Here is a 20930-nt window from a genome sequence, read left to right as displayed (position 1 = left end):
GAAAGAACGCCGAAAAACGAAGCGGGCGAGTGTGCCATAGCGGCGCGGAAGGCCGCGGCGAGCGCGGAGGCACGGTCCTTTGGGGGCCAACAATTCGTGACATTGTGGCCAGGCAACCGCCAAGCCAGGGGTCCGAAAATCCGGGCCTCCGCACCCAGCCCGAGCATGGCCGCTCCGATGCAAGAATCTCTCTTCGGCGACGACCTTCCGCCCCCTCCTCCACCGCCGTCCCCGCCGCCAGGTCCGGCTGCGGACCCGGCTCTCTCGCACGCGAAGCCCTCCGCCGCACCGGCGCGGCGCGGCACCGGCGGCGTCCGGCCTGTGGCACCCGATGGCGACCTGCTCGCCCTCGCCGCAGCGCTGCCGCCCACACTGCGGCTCGGCGGCTCTTCCTGGAGCTATCCCGGCTGGAAAGGCCTCGTCTGGGAAGGAGACCATTCCGAGTCCACGCTCGCACGGCAGGGCCTGGCCGCCTATGCGCAGCATCCGCTGATGCGTACCGTGAGCATCGACCGGGGGTTCTACCGCCCGCTCACGGTGAGCCAGTACGCAGGCTATGCGGCCCAGGTGCCGGAGGACTTCCGCTTCATCGTGAAGGCGCCCAGCCTCGTGACCGATGCGCTCGTGCGCGCCGAGGACGGCCGGGGGCGCGCGCCCAACCCGGCCTTCCTGGACGCTGCGCTAGCGCTGCAGGAGTTCGTGGCGCCCGCTCTGGAGGGCCTGGGGGCGAAGGTCGGGGCGCTGGTGTTCCAGCTGAGCCCCCTGCCGCTCGCGCAGCTGGACCGCCTCGAAGCCACCATCGAGCGCCTCGGCGCCCTGCTGCGCGCCATGCCGGCGCTCGCGCCTGCCGCGCCAGACGGCGTGCTGGCCGTGGAGGTGCGCGATCCGCAATGGCTGTGGCCGGAGTACGAGCCGCTGTTCGCGGATGCCCTGCGTTCGGCCGGTGCGACCTACTGCCTGGGCCTGCACGCCAAGATGCCGCCGCTCGAAGAGCAACTGCGGCTGCTGCGGCGCCTGTGGCCCGGCCCGCTGGTGTGCCGCTGGAACCTCAACCCCGTGCATGGCGCCTACGGCTACGAAGATGCCGAAGCGCTCTACAGCCCGTTCGACCGCATCGTCCACCCCGCGCCGGAGGTGCAGGCCGTGCTGGCCCGCGCCCTATCCGGCATCACCGGCGCCGGGCAGAACGCCTTCGTGGCGATCAGCAACCACGCGGAGGGTTGCGCGCCCCTCACGATACGGGCCCTGGCCACGCAGGTGGCGGCGCTGCGCGCTCCGCCGCCCTCACCGTCGGCAGACTGATTTGCTATATTTTTAATAGCGAACTATTGAATGGATCCGGCGGCATGGGGGCCATTCAATGCCCATCCATGCGTGGCATGCCGGCAGGGCGCAGGCGCAGCACGCTGCACACGCCCGCCAGCACCGCGCAGCCCGCAGCAAGCCACAGCGCCACGGTTTCCGCACGGCCGCCGTGGGTGCCCCACACCGCGAAGATCACGGCCAGCAGCACCGCGCCCAGCGTCTGGCCGGTCAGGCGCGCCGTGCTCAGCATGCCGCCGGCCGCGCCCGAGCGCTGCAGCGGCGCCGAGGTCACGATGGTGTGGTTGTTGGGCGACTGGAACAGCGCGAACCCGGCACCGCACAGCGCCATCCGCCAGACGACGCCCAGCGCGCCCGGATCGGCCGGCAGGGTGGCCAGCGCGGCGAGCCCCGCCGCCAGCACCGCCATGCCGATGCCGCCCAGCACGCCGTCCGGCACGCGCCCGATCAGCCGGCCGGCCAGGGGCGCGACCGCCACGATGGCCAGCGGCCACGGCGTGATCAGCAACCCGGCCTCCACATGCGAGCGCCCGTGCGCCTCCAGCAACAGGAACGGCAGCGAAAGGAATGCCAGCATCTGCGCGCAGAACGCCGCCACCGAAGCCCCCATCGACAGCGCGAACACCGGGATGCGCATCAGGTCCACGGGGAAAAGCGGTGTGGCGTGGCGCCGTTCGAGCGCGATCTGCCGGCGCAGGTAGACCACACCCACCGCCACGCCCGCCAGCAGCATCGCCGCGCCGGCGAGCGGCGAGCCGCCCGCCTCGGCGCGCACGCCCAATTGGTCGCCCCCGATGAACACCAGCGCGAACATCAGCACGTTCAGCGCCACGTCCAGCACCGAGAACCGCGCCGCGCCGGCACCGGGGGCACTGCCCGCCGGCCGCTGCGGGTTGAACGGCAACGCGCGGCGACCGAGCCAGAGCGTCACCAGCCCCAGCGGCAGGTTGATGGCGAACAGCATCGGCCACGACGACACCGACAGGATGGCCGCGGCCACCGACGGCCCGGCCACCGACGAGGCCGCCACCACCAGAGAGTTGATGGCCAGCCCCTGGCCCAGGCGGGCCCGCGGATAGGTCAGCCGCACCAGTGCCGCGTTCACGCTCATGATCCCGGCTGCCCCCAGGCCCTGCACGGCACGCGCCGCGATGAGCGTGGTGAGCGACGAGGCGAGCATCGCGCCGATGGACGACACGGCGAACAGCAGCATGCCGATGAGGTAGACGCGCCGATACCCGATGCGCTCACCCAGCGCCGCCAGCGGCAGCAGCATGCCGAGCGTGGCGATCTGGTAGGCGTTCACCACCCAGATGGCCTGCGGCGCGCCGGCATTCAACTCGCGCGCGATGGCGGGCAGGGCGAGGTTGACGATGCTGCCATCCAGCACCGCGACCGCGATGCCCAGGATGATCACCAGCATGGCCCGCGCGCGGGCGGGCGGTTCGAGCCCGTCCGGCACGCCGGCAGGAACGCCGGCGCTGGCAGCGGCGGCCGGAGCCGGGGCGCCGGGGGGCGGGGCGGCGTCGCGCCTCAACCCCGTGCCCCCTGCCCTGCTGCCGAGGCTGCCGGGCCGCCGCGGCCGAGGGTGATCCAGCAGAGCGCCACACCCAGAAAGGCCCCCGTGGCCATGCCGGCCACCATGGGCAGCGGCCGGCCATCGGCGAACATGCCGACCAGCGCCATCGCCACGGCGCCCGTCAGCATCTGCAGCGTGCCCATCAGTGCGGAGGCCGTGCCGGCGATCGCACCATGGTCTTCGAGCGCGAGGACCGACGTGGTGGGAATCACCAGCCCCATCAGGGCGCTGGCCACGAAATACAGTGCGATCAGCACGGCCAGCCGGTCGCCGCCCAGCAGGTAGTACGTGAGCATCGCGGCCATCACCAGCCCCGACGCCGTGGCGGCCACCTTCACCAGCGGCACGAGTCCATAGCGCGCGCTCAGCATGCCGTTGAACTGCGCCATCGCGAAGAACGCGGCCGCGTTGAAGGAGAACGCCAGGCTGTACTGCAGCGGCGTGAGCCCGTAGTGGTTGATCAGCACGAACGGCGAACCGGCGAGGTAGACGAAGAAGCCCGCCATCGCGCAGCCGCCGATGAACACCAGGCCCATGTAATGCGGATCGCGCAGCAGTTGCGCATAGCCGCGCAAGGCGCCGGCCAGATTGCTGCCTGCCCGGTCGGACGCGGGCCGGGTTTCCTGCAGGGCAGATCGCACCAGCAACAGGCCGGCCACCGCAGCCACCGCCACCGCCCAGAAAACGCCGCGCCAGCCCGCGACGGCGATCACCCCGCTGCCGGCCAGTGGCGCGAGCAAAGGCGACACGCTGAACACCAGCATGAGCAGCGACATCAGCCGGGCGGCCTCGGGGCCGGTGTGCAGGTCACGCACCACCGCGCGCGGCACCACCATGCCCGCCGCGGCCCCCAGGCCCTGCAGGAAGCGCAGCACCAGCAAGGCTTCGATGCTGGTCGCCAGCGCGCAGCCGATGCTGGCCACCGTGAAAAGCCCCAGGCCGAAATACAGCGGAGGCTTGCGCCCCGCCATGTCGGACACTGGGCCGTAGAGCAACTGGCCTGCACCGAGCGACAGGAAGAAGGCCGTCAGGCTCCATTGCACGGCACCCACCGGGGCATCCAGGCCACGCCCGATTTCCGGCAGCGCGGGCAGGTACATGTCGATGGCGAAAGGCCCGATGGCCGAAAGCAGGCCCAGAACCAGGGCCATGCGCAGAAAAGGCGAAGAAGACATCACCGCATTGTCGCCAGTCAGGGAGTCCTCCGCAGGCCTGCGGCGTGTGGCGGCCGACAGCGGCGCTACTACAGATACTTCAGCCAGGCCAGGTCTTTGCGGCGGGCCTTGAACGCCCCGAATGCCCGCACCGGCCGGTAGAGCAGCACGGCCAGCAACGCCGTGCAGAGCCAGATCTGCCACATCGCATCGAAGCCGAAAACCGCCCCCTGGTTGGGCCCCCACACCGCGAAAGCCCCCAGATACAGGGCCTTGAGCACGTACAGGTGCAGTACATAGAAGAACATCGGCGCGGCGCCGAAGGCCACCAGAACGCGCAGCCATCGCGCAGCCGGCACGCGCTCGAAGGCCCAGAGAAGCCCCAATCCCACACCCAGCGTGAGTGCCACGAACAGCAGCGAAGGCGGGTACTTCGTCACGTTGAGAAAGCCCATTGCGGTTTGCAGCGCCGTACCGCCCACCGTCCATGGCTTGTCGCCGTAGATGTTCAGGCAACGCACCGCGACGAACAGCACCAGCAGCCCCAGCGCCCAGGCGATCAGCCGCCGCTGCCGGGTTGCCGCATCCTGCGATGTGGCGAACCAGGGCCCTGCGGCATACCCCAAGGCGATCACGCCGATCCAGGGCAAGACCGGATAGGAGGTCCGCAGGCGCAGCACCCCTTCTTCGCCCAGCCAGCCACGGTCATGGAGAATCGCCCAGGGCACATGCAGCGCGTGCCCGGCGGGAAAGTGCCATCCATCCAGCAGGTTGTGCCCGGCGACCACGGCCAGGCCCACTGCTGCCAGCACGCCGCGCGGCAACCACAGCAGGGCCGCCAGCGCCAGCATGCTGAGACCGATCGCCCAGATCACCTGCAGATAGATGACGCGCGGAGGCCACTGAAAGGTCCAGGCTAAATTGACCAGCGTGACTTCGAGCAGCACGAGGAACAGCCCGCGCTTGAGCAAAAAGACCGATGCCGCCGTCCTTGCATCGGTCTGCCGCGACCCGTAGAGGAAAGCGGACAGCCCGGTCAGGAAGACGAAAACCGGAGCGCACACGTGCGCGAGCAAACGGCTGAAGAAGACCGCGGGAGACGTGTCGGCAACCACCATCGGGTCCATCACCTGCTGGTGCAGGAAGAATGTCTCCCGCACATGGTCGAGCAACATGAACAGGATCACCAGCCCCCGCAGCGCATCGATGGATTGCAGGCGCGATGAGGCAGGTACAGGCACAGGCGAGGAAACGTAAGACACGGCGGGACGGCAGGATGGATGGACGAATGCGCAGGCAAAAACCTGTCGCCGCGATCGGCAGGCGAATGCGCGGCAACGGTATGCGCATCGCTCTTCGCAAAGCCTGCGATTGTGCCGTCCAGTTGCTGGCCAAAAAGGCCCCGGCAAAACCCTTTCAGCTTTCGCCCTGAAATGCGCACCTGTTACGCAAACAACCTCGACCCCGTGCCGCCAGCAAGACTGGGCGTTGTCCCCTCCCGCACCAGCACCAGCACCAGCACCAGCACCAGCACCAGCACCAGCACCAGCACCAGCACCAGCACCAGCACCAGCACCAGCGGCGAAAAAACGGTTCGGAAAAAACAAAAGCCGCAACGACGAATCGCTGCGGCTTTGATTATGTTTTTGACGCCTGATTTCAATCAGGCTTCGATTAACTGGCGGAGTGGACGGGACTCGAACCCGCGACCCCCGGCGTGACAGGCCGGTATTCTAACCAACTGAACTACCACTCCTGGCAGGCAGCGTTTGCTTGCACATCCGTGCAAACCAAGTGCTACAAACTTGGCGACCCTACGGGGATTCGAACCCCGGTACTCACCGTGAAAGGGTGATGTCCTAGGCCTCTAGACGATAGGGTCAAAACCTGGAACCAACGATTGGCTAACTCTCAGTGGTGGAGGTAAACGGGATCGAACCGATGACCTCTTGCATGCCATGCAAGCGCTCTCCCAGCTGAGCTATACCCCCACTTGGACAGAACCCGTATTAACTACCGGCGCCATCTTCTGAGCCTCGAATTATAGACAGCTTTTTATGCGTTTCGCAATCTGGCGGCAATTTTTTCACGCCCCAGCAATTCAAGTACGGCATCGACCGAGGGAGTATGCGCAGTGCCCACGGTCAACACGCGAACGGGCATGGCCAGTTGCGGCATCTTGAGGCCATGGGCGGTGAGGACTTCCTTGAAGGCGGCGGAAATGGAAACCTTGTCCCATGCACATCCTGCCAAAGCTTCGGAGAGCGCACCGATGGCGGGCTTCACGGCGTCCACCACGTGTTTGGCACGCTCCTCTTCGTTGGGCACCACATCGCCATAGAAAACGAAAGCCCAGTCGCACAGCGACACCAACGTGTCGCAACGGTCTTTGAAAAGCGCGCAGATGCGGGGCAGCCGTCCATCGGCGAGGTCCGCCTCCGCGATCCCACGCGCCAGCAAGCGAAGAGCGATCAACTCCGCCAGCCGCTCATCGGAAGAAGCCTTCATGTGCTGGGCATTCACCCAGCGCAGCTTGGCTTCGTCGAACTGCGCGGCGCTGCGCCCGAGATGGTCGAGATCGAACCATCCCAGGAACTGCTCGCGCGAGAAGATCTCGTCGTCGCCATGGCTCCATCCCAGGCGGGCAAGATAGTTCACCATGGCTTCCGCCAGATAGCCTTCCTCACGGTACTGCGTCACGGCCTTGGCGCCATTGCGCTTGCTCATCTTCTCGCCCTGCTCGTTGAGCACGGTCGGCAGGTGGGCGTACACGGGCGGCTCCTTGCCCAAAGCGCGAAAGATGTTGATCTGCCGCGGCGTGTTGTTCACGTGGTCATCGCCGCGGATCACATGCGTGATCGCCATGTCGATATCGTCCACCACCACGCAGAAGTTGTAGGTAGGCGTGCCATCGGGACGCGCGATCACCAGATCGTCCAGCTCTTCGTTGCGGATCTCGATGCGGCCTTTGACCTTGTCCTCCCACACGACCGATCCGCCGATGGGGTTGCAGAAACGCAGGACCGGCTGCACGCCCGCGGGAATCGCCGGCAGCGTCTTGCCGGGTTCCGGCCGCCACGTGCCGTCGTAGCGCGGCTTTTCCTTTGCCTGCATCTGGCGCTCGCGCAGGGCATCGAGCTCCTGCACGCTCATGTAGCACGGGTACACGAGGCCCTGCGCCTGCATCTGGGCCAGCACTTCCTTGTAGCGATCCATGCGCTGCATCTGGTAGAACGGGCCCTCATCGGGCTGCATTCCCAACCACTGCATGCCTTCGAGAATCACATCGACGGCCGCCTGGCTCGATCGCTCTACATCGGTGTCTTCGATGCGCAGGATGAAATCCCCGCCCGTGGCGCGGGCGAACGCCCAGGGATAGAGAGCAGACCGGATGTTGCCCAGGTGGATGAAGCCCGTGGGCGACGGAGCGAAACGGGTGCGCACGCGTTGCGTGCCGCCAGCGGAAGCTGCGGAAGAAGGGCTTTGGCTCATTGCAAGGTATCCAGGCCGCGCGCAAGGTCGGCCTTCAAGTCGTCGATGTGTTCCAGGCCCACGGCCACGCGGATCAGGCCCTGCCCGATGCCCGCGGCCTGGCGCTGGGCTTCGCTGAGCCGTCCATGCGAGGTGCTCGCGGGATGGGTGATGGTCGTCTTCACGTCGCCCAGGTTGGCCGTGATGCTGCATACCTGCGTGCTGTCGATCACGTGGAAGGCGCGCAGGCGCGCCTGCGCGGCATCGCCTTGGGTCTTCACGTCGAAGGAGAGCACCGCGCCGCCGAGACCCGACTGCTGGCGCATCGCCAGCGCGTGCTGCGGATGGGAGGCAAGGCCAGGGTAGTACACCCGGCCCACGGCCGGATGCGTTTCCAGCCAGGTGGCCAGGCGCAGCGCGTTGTCGGCCTGTGCCCGCACGCGGATCGAGAGCGTTTCCAGCCCCTTGAGCACCACCCAGGCGTTGAAGGGCGAAAGGTTCATTCCCGCGCTGCGGATCATCGGACCGAGCTTCTCGTCGATGAGCGACCGCGGGCCGCACACGGCGCCTGCCATCACACGCCCCTGCCCATCGAGGAACTTGGTGCCCGAATGGATGACCAGATCCGCGCCCAGCTTCGCAGGCTGCTGCAGTGCCGGCGACGCGAAGCAGTTGTCCACGGCCAGCAGCACGCCGGCCTCCCGCGCGATCGCCGACAGCGCAGCGATGTCGCACAGGTCGGTGAGCGGGTTGGTGGGCGTCTCGGCAAAAAGAAGGCGGGTTTCGGGCCGCAGCGCGGCTTTCCATGCGGCGGCATCCGCCTGCGGCACGAAGGTGGTCTGCACACCGAACCGCGACAGCTCTCCGCCGATCAGCTTGATGGTCGATCCGAACATCGACTGCGAGCAGACGACATGGTCGCCGGTCTTGAGCAGGGCCAGGCACATCAGCAGGATGGCGGACATGCCCGTCGCGGTACCGATGGCGGTCTCGGTGCCCTCCATGGCCGCGAGGCGGCGCTCGAACGCCGTCACGGTGGGATTGCCGGTGCGGGTGTAGGTGTAGCCCTCTTCCTCGCCAGCGAAGCGCAGCGCGGCCGTCTGCGCATCGGGTTGCACGAAACTGCTGCTGAGGTAGAGCGCCTCGGAGTGTTCGCCGTACTGGCTGCGCGCAATGGACTCCCGTACGGCCAGCGTGTCGGGATGCAGCCCTGCTGGCAGGCTGCTGCGGTTCGATTCGGAACTCATGGAACGACCCCTCTCAAGCGTCCTGTGCGTTGGGCAAAGCCAGGCGGGATGTGTCTTCTTCCTGCTCTTCCTTGCCGACGCGGCCTTCGTTCAAGCGCGCGATGTCCTGGGCCGTGATGTCGCCCGTGACGTAAATGCCGTCGAAGCACGACGCGTCGAACCCCTGGATGCGGCCATTGAGCGAGCCCACGGATTTCTTCATGGCATTCACATCCTGGTAGATGAGGGCATCACAGCCGATCGCCTCGCGGATTTCCTCCACGGTGCGGCCATGCGCGACGAGTTCGTTGCTCGTGGGCATGTCGATGCCGTACACGTTGGGATAGCGCACCGGTGGCGCGGCACTGGCCAGGTAGACCTTGCGCGCGCCGGCATCGCGGGCCATCTGCACGATCTCGCGCGAGGTGGTGCCGCGGACGATGGAGTCGTCCACGAGCAGCACGTTGCGGCCCTTGAACTCGCTGCCGATCACATTGAGCTTCTGGCGGACCGACTTCTTGCGCACGCCCTGCCCCGGCATGATGAAGGTGCGGCCCACATAGCGGTTCTTCACGAAACCTTCGCGGTACGGAATGCCCAGCAGATGCGCGAGTTGCGTGGCGCTGGGGCGGCTGGATTCGGGGATCGGGATGATCACGTCGATCTCGTTGGGCGGCACGGTGGACACCACCCGCTTGGCGAGCGACTCGCCCAGATTCAGGCGCGCCTGGTAGACCGAGATGCCATCGAGCACGGAGTCCGGCCGGGCGAGGTAGACGAATTCGAAGATGCACGGATTGAGCTGCGGCGCCGCGGCGCACTGCTCCGAATGCACGGTGCCGTCGGGCGTGATGAACACGGCCTCTCCGGGCTGGACATCGCGCTCGAACACGTGGTTGGTGCCTTCGAGCGCCACCGATTCGCTGCCCACCATCACCGCGCCGTCGCTACTGCGGCCCAGGCACAGGGGGCGGATGCCGTGCGGATCGCGGAACGCCAGCAGACCGTGGCCGGCGATCAGCGCGATCACCGCGTACGAACCCTTGACGCGCTTGTGCACCGCACGCACCGCCGCGAAGACGTCCTTGACCTGCAGGGGCACCCCATGGGTGGAGCGTTCGAGCTCGTGCGCGAAGACGTTGAGCAGCACTTCGGAGTCGCTCTCGGTGTTCGTGTGGCGATGGTCCGTAGAGAACAGTTCGGCGCGCAGGGACTGTGCATTGGTCAGGTTGCCGTTGTGCACCAGCACGATACCGAACGGGGCATTCACGTAGAAAGGCTGCGCTTCTTCCTCGCTGTAGGCGTTGCCGGCCGTGGGATAGCGGACCTGACCCAGGCCCACCGTGCCGGGCAGCGCGCGCATGTTGCGGGTGCGGAACACGTCGCGCACCATGCCCTTGGCCTTGTGCATGAAGAACTTGCGTTCCTGCTGCGTGACGATGCCCGCGGCATCCTGGCCCCGGTGCTGCAACAACAGCAAGGCGTCATAGATCAGCTGGTTGACGGGAGCCGTACTGACCACACCGACGATTCCACACATAGTTAGCGTTCCATCCAAAGGCGGGCCCGGCCCGCGATACACACCAAAGAAACCCGCCGCGGCGCCCTTGTCGGGATGGCCGCCACGCGCACGAAACAAACCTGCTCAACCCGGCAGATGCCGCCCGAGCGATTCAGGAAGCGCCGGCTTGAGCACCACCAGCATCTCGGTCCATATGGGGACCGTTGCGGACTCTTTCCACCATGCGGCCTCATGGACCGGTGTCCACAGGGCCACGAGCGTGGCGGCCAGCAACAGCACCAGCCCGCGCAGCAACCCGAAGGCCGCGCCCAGCGTGCGGTCCGCAGGTCGCAACCCCACGGCCTCGATGAGCTTCTTGGCAAGCCACGCAAGAAAACCGCAGGCGAACACCGTTCCCACGAACACCACCAGAAATCCCGCCGCATGGCGGATCGAACCCGCCGATTCGGCGATGGGCAGCCAGGCGGCCACATCGGCCGCGAACCACTGCGCCACGAAGAAAGCGAGCACCCATCCCGCCAGCGAAAGCACTTCGTACACCAGGCCGCGCCATGCCCCCAGCAGCAGCGATGCCAGCAACGCTGCCACGAAGATCCAGTCCAGCGCCGACATACCTCAGAAAGCCCGCCCCACCCTGCCTACAGCGCGAGGACCGAAGCGGACAGACCCAGGCCCTTGATGCGTGCCGCCGCCTTGTCGGCCTCGGCCTTGCTGGCAAAAGGCCCCACCCGCACGCGCGTGCGCTTGCCATCCTTGGTGTCCACGACCTGCGTGTAGGTCTTGAGCCCCGATCGCTCCAGCGACTGCCGCACTTCGCGGGCCTTGTCGGCATCCGCGAAGGCGCCCACCTGCACGATCAGGCGTCCGCCATCGTCGGGCTTCGCCGCAGCGGTGGCGGCAGCGCCTGCGGCCCCGTCACGGCCTTCGAGCAGGGCACGGGCACGGGCCGCGTCGTCGCGCGACACCGCCGCAGGGGCCGCCGGCCGGGCTTCGGCCACGGCGGGCTTGGGCTCCGGCTTGGGTTCATGGGCCGGCTTGGCGGCAGGCTTGGTTTCCGGCTTGGATGCGGATGCGGCCGCGGAGCGTTCGGCATGGGCCTCCGCCCTGTGCGCCGGGGCGGAAGAAGAAGCCGCGGCGGCGGCCGTGCCGCGCGAAGGCTGGATGACCTCTTCCCCGTCGGACAGGCCAGCCGTGGGCGGGCTGGCAGCCGTGCGGCCGGCCGCAGGGGCGGCGGCCGGCCCCGGGGCTGGCGAAGACGCCGCAGCCTGGGCGGGCTCAGGAACGACGAGCGGCGCGACCTTGTTGCGGTCGGGAATGTCGATCGGGATGTCCACCGGGATGGGCCGGGGCTGCGTATCGAAGAGGACGGGGAAGCCGATGATGCCGGCCAGCACCAGGACGGCGGCGCCGATCAGGCGATGGCGGGCACGCCGACGCATCGCCTCGATGCTCTCGGCCTGGGCGCCGCTGCCGCCGCGTGACCGCTTGGCGGGCTTTTCGGGCTGCTCCTTGCGGCCGGGCCAACGAAACTTGAAAAATGCCATGGATGCGGTGCGGGGAGGTGCGCTGTAGGGTTTCAAGCGCCCAGGTGCTTGGCCTGCAGGCGGGGCGTTCCGTGGACCAGCACACCGCCTACCGTGTAGAAAGAGCCAAAGACCACGATTCTATCAGTCGGCTCCGCGGCGGCCACCGCAGCATCCAGCGCCTGCTGGGGCCCCGCATGCAGGCTGGTACGCACGTCACGCCGCCCTCCCGCCACGATCTGGAGCGCATTCCATTTCTGTTGCAGCGCAGCGGCGGTTTCCGCGCGCGGCGTCGGGAGATCGGTGAAATACCACCGGTCCACCAGCGGCCCGATCTTGGCCAGCATCGGTGCCAGGTCCTTGTCGGCCATGGCTCCGAACACTGCGTGGGTCGTCGGGAAGAAGCCCATGGCGTCGAGATTGGCCGTGAGGGCGGCCACGGAATGCGGGTTGTGCGCCACGTCCAAAACCAACGTCGGCTGCCCGGGAACGATCTGGAACCGGCCGGGCAGCTCCACCATGGCCAAGCCGGTCCGCACGGCCTGGGCCGTGATGGGCAGGCGGTCGCGCACCGCCTCCAGCGCCGCCAGCACGCCCGAGGCATTGACGAGCTGGTTGGCGCCCCGCAGCGCCGGATACGCCAACCCCGCATACCGCCGCCCGCGCCCGGCCCAGCCCCACTGCTGCTTGTCGCCCGAGAAATTGAAATCCTGGCCGAAACGCCACAGGTCCGCGCCGATGGCCTGGGCATGGTCGATCACGCTCTGCGGCGCCATGGGGTCGCTGACCACGGCCGGCCGGCCCGCGCGCATGATGCCGGCCTTCTCGCGGCCGATGGTTTCACGGTCCGGCCCGAGGAATTCGGTGTGGTCGATGTCGATGCTGGTGATGACCGCGCAATCGGCATCGATGACGTTGGTGGCATCGAGCCGCCCGCCGAGGCCGACCTCCAGGATCGCGACGTCCAGCCGCGCCTGGCTCATGAGCCGAAGGATGGCGAGCGTGGTGAACTCGAAGTACGAGAGCGAGACTTCCTGCCCGTTTTGCGTCCGTGCCGCCTCGACCGCTGCGAAGTTTGCTATCAATTCAGGAGCATCCACGCTGTCGCCCCGGATCCGGCACCGCTCCTCGAAGCGCACGAGGTGGGGCGAGGTGTACACCCCGGTCCGGTAGCCCGACTGCAGCGCCACCGCCTCCAGCATGGCGCAGGTGGAGCCCTTGCCGTTCGTGCCCGCGACCGTGATCACGGGGCAGTCGAAGCGCAGGCCGAGGCGGCGAGCCACTTCGCTCACACGATCCAGGCCCATGTCGATCGTTTTCGGGTGGATGCGCTCGCAGTGGGCCAGCCATCCGTCCAGGGTGTCGAAAGTGCTTTGCATAGAGCAGGCGATTGTCGCCGAGCCCGCGTTGCCCGATGATCCGGCGCATGAGTACCCCCACCCCCATCGTCTACGGCATTCCCAATTGCGACACGGTCAAGAAGGCCCGCGCCTGGCTGGCGGACCGCGGCATCGAATACCGCTTCCACGATTTCAAGAAACAGGGCGTCCCCGTGGAGCGCCTTTCTGCCTGGATGGCGTCGCTCGGCTGGGAACCGCTCGTGAATCGCCAGGGCACGACCTGGCGCAAGCTGGCGCCGGAAACCCAGGCGGCCGTGCAGGACGCGCCCAGCGCCGCCGCGCTGCTGCAGGCCCAGCCCAGCGCCATCAAGCGGCCGGTCGTGGAGTGGGCCGGCACGCCCGAAAGCGCGACGGTGGGCTTCCAGGAGGCGCAGTGGAACGAACGTGCGCAGGCGGCCTCCAAGCGGTGAACCGGCCCGGCCTGCCGCCCACGAGGGGGCGGAAACTTTACGGAGTTTTACGGCGTCCCCCCACGGACTACACACGGGGCGCCTAAACTTTTCAGCAGGCCGGAGCGTTGTATGCCGACCGAAAGGAGCTTCTCCATGAAAAAGACCATCGTGTTGACCGCCCTCGCCGCCCTGGCTGCCGGCGCCAACGCCCAGGAGCAGGGCCGCGTGCTCTCCGCCACCCCCATCACCCAGCAGGTGGCCGTTCCCCAGCAGTACTGCGGCAACGAAACGATCTATTCCGAATCCCGCCCCACCGGCGCGGGTGCCGTGCTCGGCGCGGTGGCGGGCGGCGCGGCCGGCAACGCCATCGGCAAGGGCAGCGGCCGGGCCGCCGCGACGGCGCTGGGCCTCATCGGCGGCGCGCTGCTGGGCAACAACATCGAAGGCGGCGGCCGCCCCGATTACCAGAACGTCACGCGCTGCACCAACCAGACGCGCTACGAGAACCGGGTCACGGGCTACGACGTGCTGTACGAATACGCAGGCCGGCAGTACACCACGCGCACCCAGCACGATCCGGGCGCCTGGATTCCGCTGAGCGTGCAGCCCCTGGCAAGCGCCCCGCAGCAGCCCGTCTACGGCAACACCACGACCTACGTGCAGCCCGGCGTGGTGGTTTCCACGGTGCCCGGCCCGCCGGCCTACGTGACGCCGCCCGCCGCCACGGTGATCGAGTACCGCGACGCCTACGGCCGCCCCTACGGCCCGCCGCGCGACCCCTACTGGCGCTGACACGGCCTTCGCCGCCTCGACAAGGAGCCTCCGGGCTCCTTTTTTCATGCCGGTCCGGGCCCGGCGCGCGGCCCGTCCGTGGGGCCGTGGCGGCAGCGAATCGCCCTAGAATCTTCGGTTTGGCCTCTTCCACCCTCCCTTTCACTTCCCAGAGCAGCGCATCCATGACGACCGAAAAGATCGACGGCGTGTCCGTCACCACCCGAGCCAATGTGTATTTCGACGGCAAGTGCGTGAGCCACGGCATCACGTTCCCCGACGGCACGAAGAAGTCGGTGGGCGTGGTCCTGCCGTCCACACTCACGTTCAACACGGGTGCGCCGGAGATCATGGAATGCGTGGGCGGCGCCTGCGAATACAAGCTGGACGGCACGGACACCTGGGTGAAGTCCGCCGAGGGCGAGAAGTTCAGCGTGCCGGGCAATTCCAAGTTCGAGATCCGCGTGGCCGAGGCCTACCACTACATCTGCCATTTCGGCTGAAGCCTCCCGACGAGAAAAGAGATCCCATGGCCACCATCCTCCAGAACCTGCCCGCCGGCCAGAAAGTCGGCATCGCCTTTTCCGGCGGCCTCGATACCAGCGCCGCGCTGCACTGGATGAAGCTGAAGGGCGCGGTCCCCTACGCCTACACCGCCAACCTCGGCCAGCCCGACGAGCCCGACTACGACGCCATCCCGCGCAAGGCGATGGAATACGGCGCGGAGAAGGCCCGCCTGGTCGACTGCCGCAAGCAGCTCGCGCACGAAGGCATCGCCGCACTGCAGGCCGGCGCGTTCCACATCAGCACGGCCGGCATCACCTACTTCAACACCACGCCGCTCGGCCGCGCGGTGACCGGCACGATGCTCGTGGCCGCCATGAAGGAAGACGACGTCCACATCTGGGGCGACGGCTCGACCTTCAAGGGCAACGACATCGAGCGCTTCTACCGCTACGGCCTGCTCACCAACCCGTCGCTCAAGATCTACAAGCCCTGGCTCGACCAGACCTTCATCGACGAGCTGGGCGGGCGCGCCGAGATGTCGGCGTTCATGACCAAGGCCGGCTTCGGCTACAAGATGAGCGCCGAGAAGGCCTACTCCACCGACAGCAACATGCTGGGCGCCACGCACGAGGCCAAGGACCTGGAGAACCTGAACTCCGGCATCCGCATCGTGAACCCGATCATGGGCGTCGCCTTCTGGAAGGACGATGTGGCGGTGAAGGCCGAGGAAGTCTCCGTGCGCTTCGAGGAAGGCCAGCCCGTGGCCCTGAACGGCCGCGAATTCCGCGACCCCGTGGAGCTGATCCTCGAAGCCAACCGCATCGGCGGCCGCCACGGCCTGGGCATGAGCGACCAGATCGAGAACCGCATCATCGAGGCCAAGAGCCGCGGCATCTACGAGGCCCCGGGCCTCGCGCTGCTGCACATCGCCTACGAACGCCTCGTGACCGGCATCCACAACGAGGACACGATCGAGCAGTACCGCGTCAACGGCCTGAAGCTCGGCCGACTGCTCTACCAGGGCCGCTGGTTCGACCCGCAGGCCATCATGCTGCGCGAGACCGCGCAGCGCTGGGTGGCCCGCGCGGTCACCGGCACGGTGACGGTGGAGCTGCGCCGCGGCAACGACTATTCGCTGCTCGACACCGAATCGCCCAACCTGACCTACGCGCCCGAGCGGCTGTCGATGGAGAAGGTGGAGAACGCGCCGTTCTCGCCCGCAGACCGCATCGGCCAGCTCACGATGCGCAACCTCGACATCACCGACACCCGCGACAAGCTGGGCGTGTATGCACGCGCCGGGCTGCTCTCGCTGGGCGGCGACGCCGCGCTGGCCCAGCTTTCGGACTACAGCACGCCGCGCTGAGGCATTTTCATGCTCTGCAGGCTTCATGCCGGCGGAAACATTGAAAAGTTTGCTACCAAAGAGATAGCAAAATAACAGCCGAACCGCCCCGCCTCCTGGCCGGGCGGTTTTTTCATGCCATGGCGGCGCAATCCGTCTTGATGGCATGAACACCGACTTCCCCGACTCTTCGCCCGCATTCCCGACTGGCGGCGACTACGGCACCGCCTTCGATGCGCGCGAATGCGCGGCCCTGGCGTGGACCGAGGCGCTCACGCTCGTGGCCTCCTCGCAGGTGCCCGACAGCGCCTACGCGGAGGTCTCGGAGCAGTTCACCGAGGCGGAGATCGTCGAGCTGTCGATGGACATCGTCGCGATCAACGGCTGGAACCGCCTGATGGGGGCGTTCCATGCGCCCCCGGGCGGCCACCCCGTGGCGTGAGCGCGCGAACGCCGGGCCCGGGACTGCCACCTACCTACCAGCGCACGCCCGCGAAACGCTCCACCAGGAAATCGAGCAGCGCCCGCACCGCCACGGGCAGGTGCTTGCGCGATGGATAGAGCGCATACACGGTGAGTTCGGGCGGATGCCAGCGCGGCAGCAGCGCCTCCAGCGCGCCGGCGGCGATGCGCGGACGCGCGAGGTAGGTGGGCTGCAGCGCCACGCCCGCACCCGATTCCGCGGCGGCCAGCAGCAGCACCGCATCGTTGGCGGTGAAGCGGGTGGTGACGGGCACCTCCACCGTCTCGGCGTCTTCCGTGAAGCGCCACCGGCTGCGGCCGAAGGTCGCGTGGCCCAGGCAGGCGTGGTCCGCCAGTTCGGACGGGTGCGCCGGCCGGCCCGCGCGGGCCAGGTACGCCGGCGAAGCCACCAGCACCGAATCGCACACCGCGAGCGGCCGCGCGATCAGTGCGGGATCGGGGTCATCGCTGATGCGGATGGCCAGGTCGATGCGCGACGCGACCAGGTTCAGATTGCCCTCGCTCACGTCCAGGTCCACCTTCAGGTGCGGATGGCGGGCCAGGAAATCGCCCAGCGCGGCCGCCAGCTGCGCCACGCCGAACGACATGCTGCAGGTCAGCCGGAGCTGGCCGCGCAGCATGCCGTCCGCGGGCGAGGTTTCGTCCACCACCTCCCGGGCGATGTCGATCATCTGCAGGCAGCGGCGCAGGCATTGCTCGCCCGCGTCGGTAAGCGTGACGCGCCGGGTGGTGCGCTGCAGCAGCCGCGCGCCCAGCCAGCGCTCCATTTCGGCCACGTAGCGCGTGACCATCGCCCGCGACATCTGCAGCCGCTCCGCGCTGGCCGTGAAGCTGCCGGTGGAGGCCACGTCGGCGTAGACCTGCATGGCGGTGAGTCGGTCCATGGTATTTGATCGATCGATGCAACAAATAAGGGCATTCTGGGCCGTTTATTCGATCGGACCAAGTACATAGAGTCACGGCTTTCCTGCCATTTCCGGAAACCACCATGACCTCGACCTTTGCCAACGCCTCCGTCCGCGCCACCGTGCTCGCCGCCACCCTGTCCGTCGCCTTCGGCACGGCAACGGCCGCGCAGCCGCTGGAACTCAAGGTGTACAACGCCCCCGCCAGCAGCTTCCTCGTGAATTCGGCCCTCATCACGGGCCCCCGGGAGGCCGTGGTGATCGACGCCGGCTTCAGCCGCGCCGATGCCTACCGCATCGCCGCCAACGTGCTCGACAGCGGCAAAACGCTGACCACGGTCTTCGTGAGCAACGCCGACCCCGACTATTACTTCGGCGCCAAGGTGCTGAAGGCCATCTTCCCGCAGGCGAAGGTGCTCACCACCCCCGCCGTGCGCGAGAAGATCGTCGCCAAGCTGCCTGCCAAGGTCGCTTTCTGGGGGCCCAAGATGGGCGCCAACGCCCCCACCCAGCCCATCGTGCCGGAGGCCATGCCGGGCGACCGGCTGACCGTGGACGGCGAGGCGATCGAGGTGCGCGGCACCACCGGCCTGCTGGCGCAGCGGCCATACGTCTGGGTACCGTCGCTGCATGCCATCGTGGGCAACGTGGCGGTGTTCGGCAACATGCACGTGTGGACCGCCGACACGCAGAAGCCCGCCGAACGCCAGGCGTGGATCGCGCAACTCGACGAGATGAAGGCCCTGCAGCCGCGCGTGGTGGTGCCCGGGCACATGGCGCCCGGCACGCCGCTCGATGCCGGCGCCATCGATTTCACGCGCGGCTACCTCGTGAAGTTCGAGTCCGTGCTGCAGCAATCGAAGGACAGCGCCGGCGTGGTGCGCGCCATGCGCGAGGCGTATCCGCAGCTCGGCGAAAGCTCGTCGCTCGAGCTGGGGGCGAAGGTGCTCAAGGGCGAGATGGCCTGGTGAGGCCGCACCGCGCGCCGCAGGGCGCGCGTCCTGCGGCTCAGACCACCACGGGTTCGGGTTCGAGCCGGATGCCGAAGCGCTCGTAGACGCTGGTCTGGATCGCCTTGGCGAGCGTCATCACTTCGCCGCCCGTGACGCTGTCGCTGCCGCCGCCCCGGTTCACCAGCACCAGCGCCTGCTTCTCGTACACGCCGGCCTTGCCCACGGTCTTGCCCTTCCATCCGCAGGCGTCGATGAGCCACCCGGCCGCGAGCTTGATGGTGCCGTCGGGCATCGGGTAGTGCACGATCTTGGGGTCGCGCGCGATGATGTCCGAGCACTGCTCAGGCGTCACGGTGGGGTTCTTGAAGAAGCTGCCGGCGTTGCCCAGCACAGCCGGGTCGGGCAGCTTGGCGCGGCGCACCTCGCACACCCAGTCGAAGATCTGGCGCGCGGTGGGCGTGTCCACGCCGGCTTCCACGCGCTTGCGCTCCAGGTCCAGGTAGCCCAGCGCGGGCTTCCAGGGCTTGGGCAGGCGAAACCGCACGTGCGTGATGGCGGCGCGCCCCGCCAGGCCCATGCCGCGCGGCAGGCCCGTGGCCGGCTCTGCACCGGAAGGCGCATGCTTGAAGACGGAATCGCGGTAGCCGAAGGCGCACTGGGACGCCTGGAGCGTGAAAGGCCGGCCCGTGGAGAGGTCGATGGCGTCGAGCGACTCGAACCGGTCCTGCAGCTCCACGCCGTAGGCCCCGATGTTCTGCACGGGCGCCGCGCCCACGGTGCCCGGGATGAGCGCCAGGTTCTCCAGCCCCGGGAAGCCGTGCTCCAGCGTCCAGGCGACGGCATCGTGCCAGCGCTCGCCGGCGCCGGCCTCGACGATCCAGGCGCGCGGAGTCTCCTCGACCAGGCGGATGCCGAGGATCTCCATCTTGAGGACGGTGGGCTTCACGTCGCCCGTGAGGACGATGTTGCTGCCGCCGCCGAGCACGAACAGCGGGCCCGTGCCCAGTTGCGGATCGGCCACCAGGTCCTGCACGTCCTGCACCGAGCGCGCCCGGACCAGCGTGTGGGCCCGCGCCACGATGCCGAAGGTGTTGCAGGCCTGCAGAGGGGCGTTTTTCTCGACTAACATCCACCGGATTGTCGCATCCGGCCTCCCCGCGCGAGGCCACCCACCCGAGATACCGAGAGCGAAGCCATGCCTTCTTTTGATACCGTCTGTGAAGCCAATCTTGTCGAAGTGAAGAACGCCGTGGAGAACTCGGCCAAGGAAATCGGCACCCGTTTCGATTTCAAGGGCACCTCCGCCGCCATCGAGATCAAGGACAAGGAAATCACCCTGTTCGGCGATGCCGACTTCCAGCTCCAGCAGGTCGAGGACATCTTGCGCAGCAAGCTCACCAAGCGCAATGTGGACGTGCGCTTCCTCGACAAGGGCGCCGTGCAGAAGATCGGCGGCGACAAGGTCAAGCAGGTCATCAAAGTGCGCAACGGCATCGAGAGCGAGCTGGCCAAGAAGATCCAGAAGCTGCTCAAGGAAAGCAAGCTCAAGGTGCAGGGAGCCATCCAGGAAGACAAGGTGCGCGTCACCGGCGCCAAGCGCGACGACCTGCAGACCGCCATGGCGCTGATTCGCAAGGACGTCACCGACGTGCCGCTGTCGTTCGACAACTTCCGCGACTGACTCGCGTCCACCCTCCCCGCCCGAGGCACGCCATGCGCTCCCTGCCCCGCTTTCCGCGCGCCGCGTGGGCCTACGCCCTGGCGCTGGCCCCGGCACTGGCGGGTGCGCAGGCCGTCGCGCTCACGGGCATCCTGGGCAGCAAGGCGCTGATCGTGGTCGATGCCAACCCGCCGCGCGCGCTCGGCGCCGGGGAGAGCTTCCAGGGCGTGAAGGTGATCTCCGTCGGGCGCGACGATGCCGTGCTCGAAACCGCCAGCGGGCGCCGCACGGTGCTGCTGGGCGAAGCGCCCGTGAGCGTGGGCGGCCGCGGCGCGGGCACCGGCCGGCGCGTGGTGCTCACCGCCGACGGCCGGGGCCATTTCGTGAGCAACGGCACCATCAACGGAAAGGCCATGCAGTACCTCGTGGACACGGGGGCCAGCACGGTCGCCATCGGCCAGCCCGACGCGGACCGCATGGGCCTCGATTACCGCAGCGGCACGCCCGTGGCGCTGGGCACCGCCAACGGCACGGCCCGGGGCTGGCGCGTGAAGCTCGATTCGGTGCGGCTGGGCGATGTCGAGGTGTTCGGCGTGGACGCGGTCGTGACGCCGCAGGGCATGCCCTTCGTGCTGCTGGGCAACAGCGTGCTCAACGAGTTCCAGATGACGCGCTCCAACGACCAGCTGGTGCTGGAAAAGCGGCGCTGAGCCCGC

General features: G+C 67.9%; 21 protein-coding genes and 3 tRNA genes. 9 read left to right on the top strand and 15 right to left on the bottom strand.

What is annotated here, in order from left to right:
* Positions 1-177 precede the first annotated feature (177 nt).
* Positions 178-1302, top strand: coding sequence for a DUF72 domain-containing protein (locus BM144_RS15380; protein WP_092954174.1), 1125 nt, complete (start codon positions 178-180; stop codon positions 1300-1302).
* 55 nt (positions 1303-1357) lie between these two features.
* Here the strand turns inward: BM144_RS15380 and BM144_RS15375 are convergent, their stop codons facing one another.
* The 13 genes from BM144_RS15375 to folC form a co-directional block, all read right to left on the bottom strand.
* Complete coding sequence (locus BM144_RS15375; protein ID WP_092954171.1) at positions 1358-2746, bottom strand: MFS transporter; 1389 nt, start codon at positions 2744-2746, stop codon at positions 1358-1360.
* A 110-nt stretch (positions 2747-2856) separates the two neighbouring features.
* The gene (locus tag BM144_RS15370) at positions 2857-4077 is read right to left on the bottom strand and encodes a multidrug effflux MFS transporter (RefSeq protein ID WP_092953927.1); all 1221 of its coding nucleotides are present in this window, start codon (positions 4075-4077) and stop codon (positions 2857-2859) included.
* A 68-nt stretch (positions 4078-4145) separates the two neighbouring features.
* Entirely contained in the window at positions 4146-5297 is a 1152-nt protein-coding gene (locus tag BM144_RS15365; RefSeq protein WP_092953924.1) for an acetyltransferase domain-containing protein, read from the bottom strand.
* Between the two features lie 203 nt (positions 5298-5500).
* A complete protein-coding gene (locus BM144_RS23185; protein WP_175526044.1) occupies positions 5501-5719 on the bottom strand; it encodes a hypothetical protein in 219 nt (72 codons plus the stop codon).
* A gap of 16 nt (positions 5720-5735) precedes the next feature.
* Positions 5736-5812, bottom strand: a tRNA-Asp gene (locus tag BM144_RS15355).
* Positions 5813-5862: 50 nt separating this feature from the next.
* Positions 5863-5938, bottom strand: a tRNA-Glu gene (locus tag BM144_RS15350).
* A 33-nt stretch (positions 5939-5971) separates the two neighbouring features.
* Positions 5972-6047, bottom strand: a tRNA-Ala gene (locus tag BM144_RS15345).
* A gap of 64 nt (positions 6048-6111) precedes the next feature.
* Complete coding sequence (gltX, locus tag BM144_RS15340; protein ID WP_092953918.1) at positions 6112-7548, bottom strand: glutamate--tRNA ligase; 1437 nt, start codon at positions 7546-7548, stop codon at positions 6112-6114.
* Positions 7545-8774 carry an O-succinylhomoserine sulfhydrylase gene (locus BM144_RS15335; RefSeq protein WP_092953916.1) on the bottom strand — a complete coding sequence of 410 codons (1230 nt, stop codon included), beginning with the start codon at positions 8772-8774 and terminating at the stop codon, positions 7545-7547. The genes gltX and BM144_RS15335 overlap by 4 nt, the downstream gene beginning before the upstream one ends.
* 13 nt (positions 8775-8787) lie before the next feature.
* Positions 8788-10293, bottom strand: a complete 1506-nt coding sequence (purF, locus tag BM144_RS15330; RefSeq protein WP_092953913.1) for an amidophosphoribosyltransferase — start codon at positions 10291-10293, stop codon at positions 8788-8790.
* 105 nt (positions 10294-10398) lie between these two features.
* Entirely contained in the window at positions 10399-10887 is a 489-nt protein-coding gene (locus BM144_RS15325) for a CvpA family protein (RefSeq protein ID WP_092953910.1), read from the bottom strand.
* 26 nt (positions 10888-10913) lie between these two features.
* The gene (locus BM144_RS15320; protein ID WP_092953907.1) at positions 10914-11819 is read right to left on the bottom strand and encodes an SPOR domain-containing protein; all 906 of its coding nucleotides are present in this window, start codon (positions 11817-11819) and stop codon (positions 10914-10916) included.
* Between the two features lie 32 nt (positions 11820-11851).
* Positions 11852-13177, bottom strand: coding sequence for a bifunctional tetrahydrofolate synthase/dihydrofolate synthase (gene folC / locus BM144_RS15315; protein ID WP_092953904.1), 1326 nt, complete (start codon positions 13175-13177; stop codon positions 11852-11854).
* A gap of 47 nt (positions 13178-13224) precedes the next feature.
* On the opposite strand from folC, the gene BM144_RS15310 reads away from it, so the two are divergent.
* The 5 genes from BM144_RS15310 (at position 13225) to BM144_RS15290 (ending at position 16655) form a co-directional block, all read left to right on the top strand.
* Positions 13225-13608: an ArsC family reductase gene (locus tag BM144_RS15310; RefSeq protein WP_092954168.1), complete on the top strand. Its 384-nt coding sequence runs from the start codon at positions 13225-13227 to the stop codon at positions 13606-13608.
* Positions 13609-13743: 135 nt separating this feature from the next.
* Entirely contained in the window at positions 13744-14382 is a 639-nt protein-coding gene (locus BM144_RS15305) for a glycine zipper 2TM domain-containing protein (protein ID WP_092954165.1), read from the top strand.
* Between the two features lie 164 nt (positions 14383-14546).
* On the top strand, positions 14547-14864 hold the full coding sequence (ppnP, locus tag BM144_RS15300) for a pyrimidine/purine nucleoside phosphorylase (RefSeq protein ID WP_092953901.1): 318 nt from the start codon (positions 14547-14549) through the stop codon (positions 14862-14864).
* Positions 14865-14890: 26 nt separating this feature from the next.
* Positions 14891-16234 (top strand): argininosuccinate synthase, encoded by a 1344-nt coding sequence (argG, locus tag BM144_RS15295; protein WP_092953898.1) that lies wholly within the window; start codon positions 14891-14893, stop codon positions 16232-16234.
* A gap of 145 nt (positions 16235-16379) precedes the next feature.
* Positions 16380-16655: a carboxymuconolactone decarboxylase family protein gene (locus BM144_RS15290; protein ID WP_245783682.1), complete on the top strand. Its 276-nt coding sequence runs from the start codon at positions 16380-16382 to the stop codon at positions 16653-16655.
* A gap of 34 nt (positions 16656-16689) precedes the next feature.
* Here BM144_RS15290 and BM144_RS15285 read toward each other — a convergent pair whose 3' ends face one another.
* A complete protein-coding gene (locus BM144_RS15285; RefSeq protein WP_092953895.1) occupies positions 16690-17580 on the bottom strand; it encodes a LysR family transcriptional regulator in 891 nt (296 codons plus the stop codon).
* A 104-nt stretch (positions 17581-17684) separates the two neighbouring features.
* Here BM144_RS15285 and BM144_RS15280 point away from each other — a divergent pair, with 104 nt between their 5' ends.
* Positions 17685-18572: an MBL fold metallo-hydrolase gene (locus tag BM144_RS15280; RefSeq protein ID WP_092953892.1), complete on the top strand. Its 888-nt coding sequence runs from the start codon at positions 17685-17687 to the stop codon at positions 18570-18572.
* A gap of 37 nt (positions 18573-18609) precedes the next feature.
* Here BM144_RS15280 and murB read toward each other — a convergent pair whose 3' ends face one another.
* Positions 18610-19683 (bottom strand): UDP-N-acetylmuramate dehydrogenase, encoded by a 1074-nt coding sequence (gene murB / locus BM144_RS15275; RefSeq protein WP_092953889.1) that lies wholly within the window; start codon positions 19681-19683, stop codon positions 18610-18612.
* A gap of 66 nt (positions 19684-19749) precedes the next feature.
* On the opposite strand from murB, the gene BM144_RS15270 reads away from it, so the two are divergent.
* Both BM144_RS15270 and BM144_RS15265 read left to right on the top strand, forming a co-directional pair.
* Entirely contained in the window at positions 19750-20235 is a 486-nt protein-coding gene (locus BM144_RS15270) for a YajQ family cyclic di-GMP-binding protein (RefSeq protein ID WP_092953886.1), read from the top strand.
* A gap of 32 nt (positions 20236-20267) precedes the next feature.
* The gene (locus BM144_RS15265; RefSeq protein WP_092953883.1) at positions 20268-20924 is read left to right on the top strand and encodes a retropepsin-like aspartic protease family protein; all 657 of its coding nucleotides are present in this window, start codon (positions 20268-20270) and stop codon (positions 20922-20924) included.
* Positions 20925-20930 lie beyond the last annotated feature (6 nt).

The sequence above is a fragment of the Paracidovorax konjaci genome (genome assembly GCF_900112675.1).
Classification (GTDB): domain Bacteria; phylum Pseudomonadota; class Gammaproteobacteria; order Burkholderiales; family Burkholderiaceae_C; genus Paracidovorax; species Paracidovorax konjaci.
This window is presented reverse-complemented; position numbering and strand designations above follow the sequence as displayed.